The sequence below is a fragment of the Bradyrhizobium sp. U531 genome (genome assembly GCF_051710265.1).
Classification (GTDB): Bacteria; Pseudomonadota; Alphaproteobacteria; order Rhizobiales; family Xanthobacteraceae; genus Bradyrhizobium.
Map to the genome: position 1 here is coordinate 102,174 of NZ_JASVEN010000005.1, position 13,920 is coordinate 116,093.

The 13,920-nt window shown below is 64.5% G+C and carries 15 protein-coding genes; 4 read left to right on the forward strand and 11 right to left on the reverse strand.

Annotation, left to right across the window (positions count from 1 at the left end; translation table 11 throughout):
* Positions 1–8: 8 nt before the first annotated feature.
* The 4 genes from QRQ56_RS22965 to QRQ56_RS22980 form a co-directional block, all read right to left on the reverse strand.
* The gene (locus tag QRQ56_RS22965) at positions 9–815 is read right to left on the reverse strand and encodes an SDR family NAD(P)-dependent oxidoreductase (protein ID WP_438743150.1); all 807 of its coding nucleotides are present in this window, start codon (positions 813–815) and stop codon (positions 9–11) included.
* A 22-nt stretch (positions 816–837) separates the two neighbouring features.
* On the reverse strand, positions 838–2,130 hold the full coding sequence (locus tag QRQ56_RS22970) for a TRAP transporter large permease (RefSeq protein WP_438743152.1): 1,293 nt from the start codon (positions 2,128–2,130) through the stop codon (positions 838–840).
* On the reverse strand, positions 2,121–2,666 hold the full coding sequence (locus QRQ56_RS22975; protein WP_438743153.1) for a TRAP transporter small permease: 546 nt from the start codon (positions 2,664–2,666) through the stop codon (positions 2,121–2,123). Before QRQ56_RS22975 ends, QRQ56_RS22970 begins: the two co-directional genes overlap by 10 nt.
* A gap of 67 nt (positions 2,667–2,733) precedes the next feature.
* Positions 2,734–3,705 carry a TRAP transporter substrate-binding protein gene (locus QRQ56_RS22980; RefSeq protein ID WP_438743155.1) on the reverse strand — a complete coding sequence of 324 codons (972 nt, stop codon included), beginning with the start codon at positions 3,703–3,705 and terminating at the stop codon, positions 2,734–2,736.
* Positions 3,706–3,997: 292 nt separating this feature from the next.
* Between QRQ56_RS22980 and QRQ56_RS22985 the strand changes: the two genes are divergently transcribed.
* The gene (locus QRQ56_RS22985; RefSeq protein WP_438743157.1) at positions 3,998–4,774 is read left to right on the forward strand and encodes a cyclase family protein; all 777 of its coding nucleotides are present in this window, start codon (positions 3,998–4,000) and stop codon (positions 4,772–4,774) included.
* Between the two features lie 7 nt (positions 4,775–4,781).
* On the opposite strand, the gene QRQ56_RS22990 is transcribed toward QRQ56_RS22985, so the two are convergent.
* The 3 genes from QRQ56_RS22990 to QRQ56_RS23000 all read right to left on the reverse strand — a co-directional run bounded on the left by QRQ56_RS22990 (position 4,782) and on the right by QRQ56_RS23000 (position 6,719).
* Entirely contained in the window at positions 4,782–5,510 is a 729-nt protein-coding gene (locus QRQ56_RS22990) for a Crp/Fnr family transcriptional regulator (protein WP_028137643.1), read from the reverse strand.
* A 273-nt stretch (positions 5,511–5,783) separates the two neighbouring features.
* On the reverse strand, positions 5,784–5,966 hold the full coding sequence (locus QRQ56_RS22995; RefSeq protein WP_438743159.1) for a hypothetical protein: 183 nt from the start codon (positions 5,964–5,966) through the stop codon (positions 5,784–5,786).
* A 39-nt stretch (positions 5,967–6,005) separates the two neighbouring features.
* Positions 6,006–6,719, reverse strand: coding sequence for a helix-turn-helix domain-containing protein (locus tag QRQ56_RS23000; protein ID WP_438743161.1), 714 nt, complete (start codon positions 6,717–6,719; stop codon positions 6,006–6,008).
* 152 nt (positions 6,720–6,871) lie between these two features.
* Here QRQ56_RS23000 and QRQ56_RS23005 point away from each other — a divergent pair, with 152 nt between their 5' ends.
* Complete coding sequence (locus QRQ56_RS23005) at positions 6,872–7,189, forward strand: c-type cytochrome (protein WP_438743163.1); 318 nt, start codon at positions 6,872–6,874, stop codon at positions 7,187–7,189.
* 7 nt (positions 7,190–7,196) lie between these two features.
* Here the strand turns inward: QRQ56_RS23005 and QRQ56_RS23010 are convergent, their stop codons facing one another.
* The 3 genes from QRQ56_RS23010 to QRQ56_RS23020 are packed head-to-tail and all read right to left on the reverse strand — an operon-like array spanning position 7,197 to position 10,212.
* Positions 7,197–8,300: an ABC-type transport auxiliary lipoprotein family protein gene (locus QRQ56_RS23010; protein ID WP_438743165.1), complete on the reverse strand. Its 1,104-nt coding sequence runs from the start codon at positions 8,298–8,300 to the stop codon at positions 7,197–7,199.
* A gap of 5 nt (positions 8,301–8,305) precedes the next feature.
* Complete coding sequence (locus QRQ56_RS23015) at positions 8,306–9,073, reverse strand: ABC transporter ATP-binding protein (RefSeq protein ID WP_438743167.1); 768 nt, start codon at positions 9,071–9,073, stop codon at positions 8,306–8,308.
* A gap of 2 nt (positions 9,074–9,075) precedes the next feature.
* Positions 9,076–10,212, reverse strand: a complete 1,137-nt coding sequence (locus QRQ56_RS23020) for an ABC transporter permease (protein WP_438743169.1) — start codon at positions 10,210–10,212, stop codon at positions 9,076–9,078.
* Between the two features lie 174 nt (positions 10,213–10,386).
* Between QRQ56_RS23020 and QRQ56_RS23025 the strand changes: the two genes are divergently transcribed.
* Together QRQ56_RS23025 and QRQ56_RS23030 are read left to right on the forward strand one after the other, a co-directional pair.
* A complete protein-coding gene (locus tag QRQ56_RS23025; protein WP_438743171.1) occupies positions 10,387–10,662 on the forward strand; it encodes a hypothetical protein in 276 nt (91 codons plus the stop codon).
* Positions 10,663–11,163, forward strand: a complete 501-nt coding sequence (locus tag QRQ56_RS23030) for a phage holin family protein (RefSeq protein ID WP_438743173.1) — start codon at positions 10,663–10,665, stop codon at positions 11,161–11,163. It begins immediately after the preceding gene.
* A gap of 9 nt (positions 11,164–11,172) precedes the next feature.
* On the opposite strand, the gene QRQ56_RS23035 is transcribed toward QRQ56_RS23030, so the two are convergent.
* Positions 11,173–13,866 (reverse strand): bifunctional acetate--CoA ligase family protein/GNAT family N-acetyltransferase, encoded by a 2,694-nt coding sequence (locus QRQ56_RS23035; protein WP_438743175.1) that lies wholly within the window; start codon positions 13,864–13,866, stop codon positions 11,173–11,175.
* Positions 13,867–13,920 lie beyond the last annotated feature (54 nt).

Here is a 13,920-nt window from a genome sequence, read left to right on the forward strand (position 1 = left end):
CTGCCGGACTATTTGTGCAGCTGGGTGAGACCGGTCGGCGGACCGTCGACGGCGGTCCAGCCGCCATCGACGAACAGCGTGCTGCCGCTGACATAGCTCGCGGCATCCGAGGCGAGATAGGCCACGGCCGTCGCGACCTCGTCGGCGCTGCTCCAGCGGTTGAATACGGTGTGGCCGGCATAGAGGTTGTAGATGTCGGGCCGCTGCTTGAACGGACCTGTCAGCGCGGTCTCCGCGATGCTCGGCGCGATCGCATTGACGCGCACGCCGGCATGGCCGACCTCGGAGGCAAAGCCCTTCACGAGCAAGCCGATCGCCGCCTTGGTCGAGCCGTAGACGCCAAGGCCCGGCTCGATCGTCACCGCGCGCACCGAGGAGCAGGCGATGATGCTGCCGCCCTTCTGCGCGACCATGATGCGACCGAAGGCCTGGAAGAACCAGACGGTGCCCTTGACGTTGAGATTGAGGACGCGGTCGAGATCCTCCTCGGTGTAATCGAGGATGGTCTTGCGGATGTTGAGCCCGGGCGTCGTCACGGCGATGTCGAGCCGCGAAAATTTCTGCATCACCGTCTTGGCGAGCGCATTGACGTCCGCGGCGCTGGCGGCATCGCAGGAAGCGGCTTCCGCCCAGCCGCCCTTCTCGCGAATGCCGGCGGCGGTCGCCTCCGCCGCGTCGAGCGCGCGATCGGCGCAGACGACGCGGGCCCCGAGCCCGGCCAGCGCCTCGGCCGACGATTTTCCGATCCCCGAGGCGGCGCCGAGCACCACGGCCGTCTTGCCGGTGAGATCGAAGAGCTTGCGATAGTCCGTCACTGAGTTGTCTCCTGCGTTGCTGCTAGCCCTTGTAGCCCATCAGCAGGCGGGGCAGCCACAGCGAGAACGCAGGCACGTAGGTCACGAACATCAGAGCTGCGATCAGCGCAGCATAGAACGGCAGGATGGTGCGCATCACCGCGCCCACCGAAATGCCGCCGATGGCGCAGCCGACGAACTGCGTCGTCCCGACCGGAGGCGTGTTCAGCCCGAGCGCGCAGTTGATCAGCATCAGCATGCCGAACTGCACCGGATCCATGCCCGCCTTCATCGCGATCGGCAGGAAGATGGGGGTGCAGATCAGGATGGTCGCCGCCATGTCCATGAACGTGCCGAGCACGAACAGGATGATGTTGATGAGCAGGAAGATGACCCAGGGCTGCGAGGACACCTTGCTCATGAGGTCGCCGGCGAAGTCGGCGACTTCATAGAGCCCCATCAGATACTGGAACATGGTGGAGACGCCGATCAGCAGCAGCACCACGCCCGTCGTCTTCACCGCCTTGGCAGCGGCGCGCAGGAAGTTCTGCAGGGTCATGGTGCGGTAGATGAAGAACGTCAGCAGGATCGTATAGGTGACGGCGACGGCCGCGGATTCCGTTGCCGTGAAGACGCCGGACAGGATGCCGGCGAGGATGATGCCGACGATCAGGAGACCCGGCAGCGCAGCCGCGAACGAGCGGAAAACCTCGGCCCAGCCTGGGAATTTGCCGGCGGGATAGCCACGCTTCACCGCGACCGCGTAGGCGGCGACCAGCATGCACACCATCAGCACGATCGCCGGCAGCAGGCCGGCAGCGATCAGGGCGCCGATCGAGACCTTGCCGCCGGCAGCGAGCGCATAGATGATCATGTTGTGGCTGGTTGGCATCAACGCTCCGACCAGCGAGGCATGGGTGGTGACGTTGACGGCGTAGTCGGTGTCGAAGCCTTCCTTCTTCATCATCGGGATCATCACCGCGCCCATCGCCGACACGTCGGCCACGGGCGAGCCGGAGACGCCGCCGAACAGGGTGCAGGCGACCACGTTCGACATGCCGAGGCCGCCGCGGATGTGCCCGACCAGATTCTTGGCCAGCTGCACGATCTTGTCGGCGACGCCGCCATGCAGCATCAGCTCTCCGCTGAAGACGAAGAACGGAATGGCGAGGAAGGAGAAGATGTTCATCCCCGACATCATCTGCTGGAAGATGACGGCGACCGGCAGGCCTTCGTAGAAAATGGTGCAGATCGCCGAGAGACCGATCGCGAAGGCGACGGGGACGCCGAGGATCAGGAAGCCGAAAAACGTGGCGCCGAGGATGATCAGTTCCATGAGGGGACGACCTCTTCGCCGCGCAGGAGAGCAATGATGTGCTCGATGGAAAAGGAGACGATCAGGACGCCGGAAGCGATCAGCGGCACGTAGCGGATGACCTCGGGCAGGCCGAGATTGGGAATCTTCACGGTTCCCACAGAAGCCCCGAGGATCCAGCCGTTATAGGCCATGGCGACGCCGAACATCGCAACGAGAATGTGGATCACGAGCTCGATCTTCTCGCGCGCGCTGTCAGGAAGCATCACCAGGAGACTGTCCATGCCGATGTGTCCGGCATCGCGCACGCCGACGGCGGCGCCGATCAGCGTGACGTAGAGGATCAGAACCAAAGCGAGGTTCTCCGTCCAGGTCGGGCTAGAATTGAGCACGTAGCGTCCGAACACCTGGTAAAAGACGATGGCGACGATGACGAGTAGTCCGGCAACGGACAGATACATGCCCAGGCGCGCGATGGGCGCATTGATCCGCGACAGCAAGACGGTGGACGGGCGTCCGGCGTCCTGCTCGTGATCTGCGACATGTGGGTCCGTCATCCCGCGTCTCCCCTCGCGAGGGTCCGGTGTCACCTCGCGGCGACGCCGGACCCGCTACCGCTTTGGCTTACTTGGTGTCCTGGATGCGCTTGACGAGGCCCTTCAGCTTCTCGTCGCCGGCGAACTTGTCGTACACCGGCTTCATCGCATCGACGAACTCCTGCTTGTTGGCCACCGTCACGACCTGGGCGCCGGCCGCTTCGACGGTCTTGCGGGAGGCCTGCTCGCGCTCGTCCCAGAGCTTGCGCATGACGGGCACAGATTCCTTGGCCGCCTTGCGGACCATGGCCTGTTCTTCCTTGCTCAGCGCATCCCAGACCTTCTTGGACATCACGAGGACTTCGGGCGCCAGCGAGTGCTCGGTGACGTTGTAGAACTTGGCGGCCTCGAAATGGCGGGAGGATTCGTAGGACGGCCAGTTGTTCTCGGCCGCATCGACCAGACCGGTCTTGAGCGCGGTATAGACTTCGCCGTACGGCATCGGCGTCGGGTTGGCCCCTAAGCTCTGGATCATGCCGACCCACAAATCGGATTGCTGGACGCGGATCTTCAAGCCCTTGAGATCGGCCAGCGACTTGACGGGCGCCTTGACCGTGTAGATCGAGCGTGCGCCGCTGTCGTAATAGGCAAGGCCGACCAGGCCCGCGGGCTCCATGGCCGCCAGAATCTCGTCGCCGATCGGGCCGTCGAGCACGGTGCGCATATGCTGCGTGTCGCGGAACACGAACGGCAGGCACAGCGCGATGGTTTCCGGCACGAAATTGTTGAGGGGCGATGCGTTGATCCGCATCATGTCGAGCGCGCCGATCTTGAGCTGCTCGATGGTGTCCTTCTCCGAACCCAGGGCTCCGTTCGGGAACACCTTCACGCCGAGCTTGCCGCCGCTCGCCGCCGCGAGCTGCTTGCCCATGAACTTGACGGCCTCGACGGTCGGATAATCGGCGGGATGGACGTCGGCGGAGCGGAAGTCGCGCGCGGTCGCCAGGGGCGCTGAGAGCACCAGCGCAACGGCTGTGACGATACCGGTCAGTGTCTTCATCTTGGCTTTCCTCCTGGGTTGATTATGTCGTTGTCGGCAGGCTGCGGGCCGCCTTGGGTCGCTCTACTCAAGGTGTGAAGTCAAGCGCCAATCTCGTCCCTAGGGCGCGCGGCATTCCCTGTCCAAGCCTAATCCGGCATTGATCGATGCAACAGTTGCATCGATCAATCTGACCCAATTCGCCGCGTTGTGGAAGCGGCGGGAGGGCTCGCCTCGACTGCACGCGACTTGACGCGACCGAAGGAGGCCCGCCAAGATGCCGGAAACAGCGGACCCTCTCGAAGGAATGCCCATGCCGCGAAAGCTGATCGATATCTCGGTGCCGCTCAGAAACGACGTGACGGCCGATCCGCCGGGCAACCATCCGACCATCCAGTACATCGATCATCAGCAGGGCCTGCCCCGCATGCTGCAGTTCTTCGAGGGACTGAAAGCGCAGGACCTGCCTGACGGACAGGGCTGGGCCGTCGAACAGGTCTCGCTGTCGACGCACAACGGCACGCATCTGGACGCGCCCTGGCACTTCCATCCGACGATGAACCGGGGCGAGCGGTCATGGACGATCGACGAAGTCCCGCTGGAATGGTGCTTTCAGCCCGGCGTGAAGCTCGACTTCCGGCACCTGCCCGACGGCTATGTCGTCAGCGCCGGCGACGTCGAGAAGGAGCTGAAGCGCATCGGGCACAATCTGTCGCCGCTGGAGATCGTCGTCGTCAACACCAGCGCGGGTGCGAAATTCGGCCAAACCGATTACGTCAATTCCGGTTGCGGCATGGGTTATGAAGCCACCATGTATCTGCTCGAACGCGGCGTGCGGCTGACCGGCACCGACGGCTGGAGCTGGGACGCGCCGTTCGTCTACACCGCGAAGAAATATGCCGAGACGAAGGACGCCGGCCTGATCTGGGAGGGCCACAAGGCGGGACGGCACATCGGCTATTGCCATCTCGAGAAGCTGCACAATCTCGACCAATTGCCTTCGACCGGGTTCACGGTCTCATGCTTCCCGGTCAAGATCGAACGCGCTTCGGCAGGCTGGACCCGCGCGGTCGCCATCATCGAGGATTAGGGCGCGATCACTCGCCGTCGAGGCCGCTCTCGGCGAGTTCGCGCAAGGCATCGGTGTCCAGCACGACGATGGCGCCGTGCTCGAGGCGAACCCAGTTGCGGCCGGCCCAGGCGCGCAATTGCTTGTTGATGCTCTCGCGCGTCATCCCGACCATCTCGCTGATCTCCTGCTGCGTGATGGCGAGCGTGCCGCTGCCGGAGTCGAACTTGCGCTCCTCGGTGAGACCGAGCAGCGCGCTCGCCAGCCGTCCCGGCAGATTTTGCAGGATCACCTGCTCGACCTGCTGGCTGGTCCAGCGCAAACGCGCGCAGAGCAACTCGATGAATTTCATCGCCAGCGCCGGCTGGCTCTTCACGAACGGCAGGAAGTCGCGGCGATCGATGATGTAGAGTTCGCAATTGGTGTTGGCGGTCGCGTCCGCCGACCGCGGCGCGCCGTCGAGCACTGCGATCTCGCCGAAGATCTCGCCGGGACCGATCAGATTGAGGATGGCGTTGCGGCCGTCCGGCGAGGACGAGGAAATCTTCACCGTGCCCGAGATCACCGCGAACAGATTGTTGCCGGGGTCGCCCTTGGCAGCGATCGTCGCGCCGCGCTTGACGGTGGTGTGCTTGGCATAGCGGCAGAGCTGATCGAGCGCTTCCGGCTCCAGATCCGCGAAGATCGGGTGCTTGCGCAGGACCGATAATTTGTTGCCCGCCGACTGTCGGGGGTCGCCGGTCTTGTCCTGAGGCACGCCGCGGGGCTCCTAAGACTGCGAGGCACTGTCATCCCTGCGTAGTCAACGTTATCAGGCTTTTCAACCGGAAAGCACAGGCTGGGTTTGAGGCAAATGCCGCGAAAAAGCCGCGGTCGAGCCGAAGGGCCGCACCCGAAGGATGCGCCGATGCGTTTTCATCGATGCTGAGTTGCAGGCCGCGCAAGCTGCGATTGCGTTGAGGCGCTAACGAGCGGCGGCGCCGGCTGGACCGGCGCCGGCCTGTTCGAGCGGATCAGAGGCCTGGAAACGTCAGCGCTTGGACTTCGGGTCGAGCCGGCCAGAGCTGGTCTGCCGGTCCGCGTAAGCCAAGGCCGCGGCAAAAGCGACGAAGATTGCAACGACGACAACGGTCACCAGCATCGCATCAGCGGGCATCATCCCCTCCCGATCGTTTGTTTGGGGCATTATTTTGCCGCAGCCGGACGGCGTCATTGATCGAGATCAAAAACGTCAGGGCAGCCGGAGGGAATGTCAGGCCGCGGCCAGCGCCTCGGCGCGGGCGGGATCGAGCAAGCTGATCCCGCCGTGAATGATCTCGATCACGCCGTGACGTTCCAGCTTGGTGAAGGTGCGGCTGACGGTCTCGATGGTCAGCCCGAGATAATCCGCGATGTCCTGACGGCTCATGGGAAGCGGAACCGTGTCGGACCGCCCCTTGAGCGCGACCAGCCGTTCGCGCCAGCCGAGCAGGAAGGTCGCGACCTTCTCGTCGGCCGAACGGCGACCGAGCAGCACCATATGGTCGCGTGCCTGGCTCAATTCGCGAATGGCCAGCTCGTTGATCCGCTTGAGCAGCTGCGGCCGGTCTTCGATGAAGCGGCCGAATGGGGCCTTGGCGAACTGACACACGGTGACGGCGCCGATCGCATCGGCGGAGAAATTGTGCCGGCCGGATATGTTCATCCCCAGGAAATCGCCGGGCAAGGCAAAGCCGACGATCTGCCGCCGGCCGTCGGGCAGCAACTTGTACAGCCGCATGACGCCTTCGAGGACGTTGCAGAACGAGGTCGTGATGTCCTCCTCGGAGAACACGGTTTCGCCCGAGTCGAAATGAACGCGGCGCCCGAGATGCTCGAACTCCCTGAGCTCGGACGCATTCAGCGACGAACAAACCGCGGCTCCGCGCACGGCGCAATCGCTGCAAAAATGTCCGTTCGGCTCAATCATGACCACGGAAGGCTTCATCCACCGCTCCCCGCGCCGGCTGCGTCCGGCTCCAGGCCGAGTCCACCGCGCGGACGCATTTTACTGCACTGCGCCAAAGCCAGTTGACTCAGATCAATTTTGGGTGGCATCCCCGCTTTATTCTGCTTCCTTGGTTCGACGGGATCACTTCCATGCTGCAAGGCGCCCTGCGTCACGGCCTGATTGGGCTGCTTCTGATGACACCTGCGCTGGCGGCCCCGACCGCCGAACAGCGTGGCAAGGCCTTCGCAAGGGCGAACTGCGCGCGCTGCCACGCGATCGACCGCGCCTCCCGCAGCCCGCTCGAGGGTGCGCCCCCGCTGCGCACCCTGCATCGGCGGTACCCGATCGAGACCCTTGGCGAGGCGCTGGCCGAAGGGATCTACACCGGTCATGCCGACATGCCGGCCTTCGAGCTCAATCCGGACCAGATCCACGACCTCTTGTCCTACCTGAAGACGCTGGAGTAGACGGCCCTCACACCGCCTGCACGGTCCAGCCGATCAGCTCCTTGGCGATGCGGGCAAAGGCCGCATCGAAGGCGGCGACCGAAGCGGCCGGCTCGACCTTGTCGAGCTTTTCGCTGGTGTCGATCAGGCGCGAGGCGACCACCTTGCCGTTCTTGTCGACGATCCGCGCCGACAGCCCGATCTCGACCCGTGCCTCGCCCTCCGTGACGATCCGAAAGCTCCGGATGTCGATGAGGAGCTGGTAATCGGCCTGACCGAGATCGCTCGCGCGCAGCGGCGCGTGGGCGATGTCGTAATTCTCGAAACTGTCGATCAGGCGCGCCTGCACCAGTTTCGGAATGCTGTCGGCCCAGAGGAAGTCGGCAAAGCCCGGCCGGTCCCCGACAGGCGCAAACAGCATGCGCTGGGTCTGCAGCATGGCCACCGCGGTCGGCTCGGGAATGGCCAGTGAGGCCGAGAGCGTCTTGCCGGCCGGTCCGAGGTTCTGGGGCGTGCGCAGGTCGTAGGTGACCTTCTGCGCGGGGGCGCCGCCGCCGGTCATCTTCTCCAGGCCCGCCAGAATGCCGTCGATCTTGCCGGTGTTGCGCGCGAGGCCGTCGGAGAACGTCTTGAGATTCGCCATGGTGTCCTTCAGCGGGCCGGAATTGTCCTGAAGCACCGTGTCGACCCGCCGCAACGCATCGCGCGCCGCCTGCGTCATGCTCTGGCCGGCGCTTGCGTCTGCGATCAAGGTCAGGGGCTCGCCCGACTTGGCGATGATCAGTCCGCCCTCCAGCGTCACCACCGGCACCCCGGTCAGGCCCTGGAATTCGAGGCCAACCTTGGTGTCGGAACGGACCGGCGTCGCCGTCGCAACCGAGATCGTCGCGTTGACGAAACGCGGGTTGTCAGGCGCGAGCCCAAGCTGGGTCACCTCACCGACCCGGATGCCGTTGAACAGCACCCCGGCGCCGACCAGGAGGCCAGGCACCGGCCCCTGGAATTGCACCTGATAGTTCGTGCGCGGCCCGATGCCGGCAGTGTTGTTCAGCCAATAGACGAAGCCGAACACCGCGAGGATCGCGGCCAGCACGAAACTGCCGATCAGCACGTAGGGAGCGCGGGTTTCCATGTGTCTTATCTCATCTCGTGTTGCAGCATCTGCGAGCGCTTGCCGTGGAAATAGGCGCGCACCCAGGGATGCTCGGATTGCAGCAATTCGCGCATCGGGCCGATCGCCACGATCTTGCCGTCGGCGAGCGCGGCGACGCGGTCGCAGACCGTGGTCAGGCTCGCAAGATCGTGGGTCACCATGAACACCGTCAATCCCAACGTCCTTTGCAGGGTCTTGATCAGCGCGTCGAAATCGCCGGCGGCGATCGGATCGAGGCCGGAGGTCGGCTCGTCCAGAAACAGGATCGGCGGGTCGAGCGCGAGCGCACGCGCCAGCGCCACGCGCTTGGTCATGCCGCCGGAGAGCTCTGACGGATATTTGTCGGCATCCTGAGCACGCAGGCCGACCATTTCGAGCTTGGCGATGGCGATCTCGTCCATCAACTCCTGCGACAGGACGAGATTTTCACGCAATGGAAATTGCACGTTCTGGCGGACCGTCAGCGAGGAGAACAGCGCGCCCTGCTGGAACAGGATGCCCCATATCATGGCCGCGCCCCGACCGTGACCGCCGGTGGGCTGCCCCATGACCTCGATGGTCCCGCTTCGGCGCGGGATGAGGCCGATGATGGTTCGCATCAGCACCGACTTGCCGCCGCCGGATGCTCCCACCAGCCCGAGGATCTCGCCCCGGCGGACGTCGAGCGATAGATGATCGAGCACGGTCTGGCGGCCGAACCCAACCACGAGGTCACGGACGCGGATCGCGAACTGGTCTTGCGATGCATCCATCGTCACATTCCGATCGAGGCGAAGAAGACCGCAAACAAGCCGTCGAGCACGATCACCAGGAAGATCGACTTCACCACCGACGTCGTGGTCTGCCGCCCGAGCGATTCCGCGCTGCCCTTGACGCGCAATCCTTCGCTGCAGGCCACGATCCCGATCACCAGCGCCATGAACGGCGCCTTCAGGATGCCCACCTCGAAATGCGTGACGGAGATGGCCTCGTGCAGCCGCGCGATGTAGATCGCCGGACCCATGTCGCCATAGAACTGCGCGACGAGACCGCCGCCATAAAGCGCGGCAACCGATCCGATGAAGGTGAGGATGGGCAGCGCGATGATCAGGGCCGCAACGCGCGGCAGGATCAGGACGTCGACGGGATCGAGTCCCATGGTCGAGAGCGCGTCGATCTCCTCACGCATCTTCATCGAGCCGAGCTCGGCGGTGTAGGCGCTGCCCGACCGGCCGGCGACCATGATGGCGACGATCAGCACGCCGAGTTCGCGCAGCACCAGGATGCCGACCATGTCGACAGTGTAGGATTCCGCGCCGAATCGGCGGAAATGGAAGAAACCCTGCTGCGCGATGATGGCGCCGATCAGGAAGGTGATCAGCGCGACGATAGGAATCGCCTGCCATCCGATGCGGTAGAGCTGATAGACCAGCGAGGTCAGCCGCAACGACCGCGGCCGGCGCAGCACGCCGATCACCGCCATGAACAATGCGCCGAGCATCTGCAGGAAGATCGTGAAGTCCTCCCGCGCGTCGACCGTGGACTTGCCGAGATCTCCGAGCCTCGCCAGGACCGGATTGGGCGTGGCTGCCGGGACGGGAGTGTGGCGGTTGACCTGGCGCACCTCATCCATCAACCCGCTGAAATGATCCGCGAGACCGACGAACTCGGCGGATCGGCCTGAGGATGCGGCCCGGCGCGACAGCTTTTCCAGGACCCAGGCGCCGAGCGTGTCGAGCGCACTGACGCCGGACATATCCAAGGTGACGGAGCGCGAGCGATCCACGTCGGCTCCGACCGCGCGGGACAAGGTCTCGAGCGTCACCACATTCGCGGCGGTCCAGGGCCCTTCGGGCCGCAAGTTCAGCACGTCGCCGGACGGCGTTGCGAGCAACAGCGGTTCGTAATTCACGCTTTCACCTCGTCGGGACGATTGGTCCCCGTTCAAACGGTATTTCTAGGCGAGCATATGGCGCCCGGCTTGACCTGTCTCAAGACCAGAACTGCGCCGCCGATTGACGCAAATCAAGCGCGATCGTGCGCGCGGGTCCTAGGCTCGCGTGCATCCAATGGAGATATCAGGTCCATGTTCGACACCGACAGGATGAGCGACGAATTGCGTGCATTGAAGGTCGATGTGACGCGCTTGCTGAGCACCGCGGGTGAGGAGATGTTCGAGAGCTCGAAGGATCGCGCCGAGGCCCTCGCCGATCAGATCAGGGCCGCGCTGACCGAGCTCGGTGAGACCGTCGAGGAAGAGCAGGAACAGCTTCAGGGCCTCATTGCCGACCGTCCGATCACCTCGCTCGCCTCCGCTTTCGCGCTCGGCGTGGTTGTCGGCTTCATGCTGAGGAGACACTAGGTGAATACCGAGAATGTGGTCAAACATCTGCGCGCGCTGTGGCGCACCGACAGGATCATCGCCGACATCAGGCTGCGCCATTTGCTGGTCGGGCTCGGCCTGCGCGCCTTCGCGGCGTTGATCGCAGCGTTTGGCTTGCTGATGCTTGAGCTGTCGGCCTATTTCGCATTGGTCCAGATCTGGAGCGCGATTGCCGCGGCGGCCATCCTCGGTGCCGTCAATTTCGCCATCGCGGCAGCTCTGTTCGCCATCGCCGGCCGCGCTCCGTCCGGACGCGACATCGAGCTCGCCAGTGAAATTCACGATGCGTCCATCGAGGCCCTTCAGCTCGAGGCGCGCGCGCTGCAAGCCCAGGTGTCGGGCGCGGTGCACCATCCGCTCAGCACGATCGTGCCCGTGCTGGTGCCGCTGATCGCGATCATCGTGAGGAATTTGCGATCGACGGCCAGGACGTCTGCCAAGACATCCGCAACGGCAGGGTCTGCCGAAGCGCATTCCTGACGGGCGCGCTCAAAGCTTCAGCTTGACGTCGCAGATATCGGGTTCGGCCGGATCCGGCTTCACCTCGAAGCCGAGGTGCCGGCACATCTCGAGCATCACTGTGTTCTCCTGGAGCACATCGCCCGATATGACCTTGAGGCCTTCCGACTTGGCATAGTTGATGATGAGCTGCATAAGGGCCCAGCCGAGCCCCCTGCCCTTGAGGTCGGAGCGCAGCAGGATTGCGTACTCGCCGCTTTCGTAGATCGAATCCGAGTGGAGCCGAACCACGCCGACCATTTCGCCGGTGGCCTCGTCGAACGCAATGAAGGCCATCGCCCGCGCATAGTCGAGCTGGGTCAGGCGTGCGATGAACTCGTGGGTGAACTCCTTCATCGGCGCGAAGAAGCGCAGGCGAAGGTCGTGCGGCGTGACGTGACGGAGGAATTCGTGGATGGTCGGCTCGTCCTCGGGCCGCATGGGCCGCACGAAGATCCGCCAGTCCTCCTTGAGCTTGAGGCGGCGCTCCCATTGCGACGGATAGGCGCGAACCGCGAAATTGGCTGGGCCGGAGCCGACGAACTTGCGCTGTGGGGGGCCAACCGCGACACGGGCATCGACCGCCGTCACGCCGGTCTCGTCCGCGAGCAGCGGATTGATGTCGAATTCGCGGATCTCGGGAATGTCGGCCGCCATCTGCGCCAGCTTGACCAGCACCATGGCCACGGCGTCCTGCTTGACCGCCGGCACGTCACGATAAGCCTTCAGCAACCGCGACACGCGGGTGCGATCGATCAGATCGCGAGCGAGCTGCAAGTCCAGCGGCGGCAGCGCAAGCGCCTTGTCGTTGATGATCTCCACCGCAGTCCCGCCGCGCCCGAACACCACGACGGTGCCGAATGTGGGATCGTCGGCGAGACCCAGGATCAGCTCGCGCGCCTTCGCCTTGACGACCATGGCCTGGACGATGACGCCACCGATGCGGGCCTCGGGCCGCAGCTTCTTCGCCCGCGCCATGATGCCATTGGCCGCTGCTCGGACGGCTTCCGGCGTGGTCAGGTTGAGGACGACACCGCCGACATCGGATTTGTGAGTGATGTCGCGCGACAGGATCTTCAGCACGACGGTATCGCCCTGTGCGAAGATTTCGCTCGCATAGGCCACCGCCTGCTCGACATCGGCCGCCGCATAGGTCGGCACCATCGCGATGTCGTAGGCTTCGAGCAGGTGTTTGATCTCGACCGGCTCGAGCCATTGGCGGCCATCCGCGATCGCGGCGGTGACGATCTGTCTCGCGCCCCGCGCATCCGGCACGAACGTGTCCGGCATCGCCGGAGGAACCTGGCTCAATTCCTCGACCACTTCGCGGTGCCGGACCAGATGCATGAAGCCGCGCACGGCGTCGTCTTCGGTCGGGTAGTTCGGCATGCCCGCGCCGGAAAGCGCCTGAATGATGTGCTGATCGGCGCCGACCCAGGCGGCCAGCACCGGCTTGGCCCATCGGCGGTGCTTCTCGCGATATTTTGCGACGAGCTCCGTCACGGTCGCGGCGATCTCGCTCGCCGAGGCAATCGCCGTCTGCACGTTGAGAACCAGGACCGCATCATTGTCGGGATCGGCCAGCAGCGCATCCAGCGCCGTCGCATAGCGCACCGCGTCCGCATCGCCCACGATGTCGACGGGATTTGCCCCGGACCAGGTCGGCGGTAACGCCGCATCGAGCTTCTTGCGGGCCTCCTCCGAGATAGTCGCCGGAATTCCGCCGAGCTCGACCAGTCGATCGACCGCGAGCACGCCGATGCCGCCGCCATTGGTCAGGATCGCCAAACGCTTGCCGGTCGGCGACTCGACGCGTCCCAGCGTCTCGGCACAATCGAACAGCTCACGCAGATCGGAAACGCGCAGGACGCCCGCGCGACGGAACGCCGCGTCGTAGACGGCATCGGCGCCGGCGAGCGCGCCGGTATGCGTCGCCGCGGCTTTCGCCCCCTGCGCCATGCGGCCGGACTTCACCACGACGACGGGCTTCACGCGCGCGGCTGCGCGCGCCGCCGACATGAACTTGCGTGCGTCCTTGATGGACTCGATATAGAGCAGGATCGCGCGGGTCTTGTGGTCCATCGCGAAATAGTCGAGCAGATCGGCGATGTCGACGTCGATCTGATCGCCGATCGAGACGATGCCGGAGAACCCGACGCCGCGCTGCGCAGCCCAATCGACCATGCCTGCAGCAATTGCGCCCGATTGCGAGATCAGCGCGAGGCTGCCCGCCCCCGGCATGTGCGCGGCAAAGCTGGCATTCAGGCTGACCCCAGGCATCATGATGCCGAGACAGTTCGGTCCGATCAGCCGCATGCCGTATTTGCGCGCTGCGGTGACGGCAGATTCGTACAGCGATCCAGGTCCGTGGCCGAGTCCGGCCGAGACGATCAAGGCTCCTGCCGAGCCTCGGCGACCGGCCTGATCGATGATGCCAGGAATCTCACGCGCCGGCGCGGTGACGACCACGAGCTCGGGCACGAAGTCGAGGGCATCCAAACTCTTCACGGCGGCGATGCCGCTGATTTCGGCATGGCGCGGATTGACGAGGCCAAACCGTCCCTTGAATTGGGCCTTTTGGATATTCTCCAGAACGGCACGTCCCACCGACACCGGGCGAGCGCTGGCGCCGACAAGCGCAACGGATCGCGGCGCCAGCAGATTGTTCAAACGATAGGTTGACATAAAAGCAAATGCGCCCGGTCGGAGACGGTTCCGATGGTTGACGGTCAGGCTGGA

Bases quoted from the DNA above. Each gene is read 5' to 3' on its own strand.
- QRQ56_RS22970 (WP_438743152.1), bottom strand. From the start codon at position 2,130: ATGGAACTGATCATCCTCGGCGCCACGTTTTTCGGCTTCCTGATCCTC.
- QRQ56_RS22975 (WP_438743153.1), bottom strand. From the start codon at position 2,666: ATGACGGACCCACATGTCGCAGATCACGAGCAGGACGCCGGACGCCCG.
- QRQ56_RS22980 (WP_438743155.1), bottom strand. From the start codon at position 3,705: ATGAAGACACTGACCGGTATCGTCACAGCCGTTGCGCTGGTGCTCTCA.
- QRQ56_RS22985 (WP_438743157.1), top strand. From the start codon at position 3,998: ATGCCGCGAAAGCTGATCGATATCTCGGTGCCGCTCAGAAACGACGTG.
- QRQ56_RS22995 (WP_438743159.1), bottom strand. From the start codon at position 5,966: ATGACGCCGTCCGGCTGCGGCAAAATAATGCCCCAAACAAACGATCGG.
- QRQ56_RS23000 (WP_438743161.1), bottom strand. From the start codon at position 6,719: ATGAAGCCTTCCGTGGTCATGATTGAGCCGAACGGACATTTTTGCAGC.
- QRQ56_RS23005 (WP_438743163.1), top strand. From the start codon at position 6,872: ATGCTGCAAGGCGCCCTGCGTCACGGCCTGATTGGGCTGCTTCTGATG.
- QRQ56_RS23010 (WP_438743165.1), bottom strand. From the start codon at position 8,300: ATGGAAACCCGCGCTCCCTACGTGCTGATCGGCAGTTTCGTGCTGGCC.
- QRQ56_RS23015 (WP_438743167.1), bottom strand. From the start codon at position 9,073: ATGGATGCATCGCAAGACCAGTTCGCGATCCGCGTCCGTGACCTCGTG.
- QRQ56_RS23025 (WP_438743171.1), top strand. From the start codon at position 10,387: ATGTTCGACACCGACAGGATGAGCGACGAATTGCGTGCATTGAAGGTC.
- QRQ56_RS23035 (WP_438743175.1), bottom strand. From the start codon at position 13,866: ATGTCAACCTATCGTTTGAACAATCTGCTGGCGCCGCGATCCGTTGCG.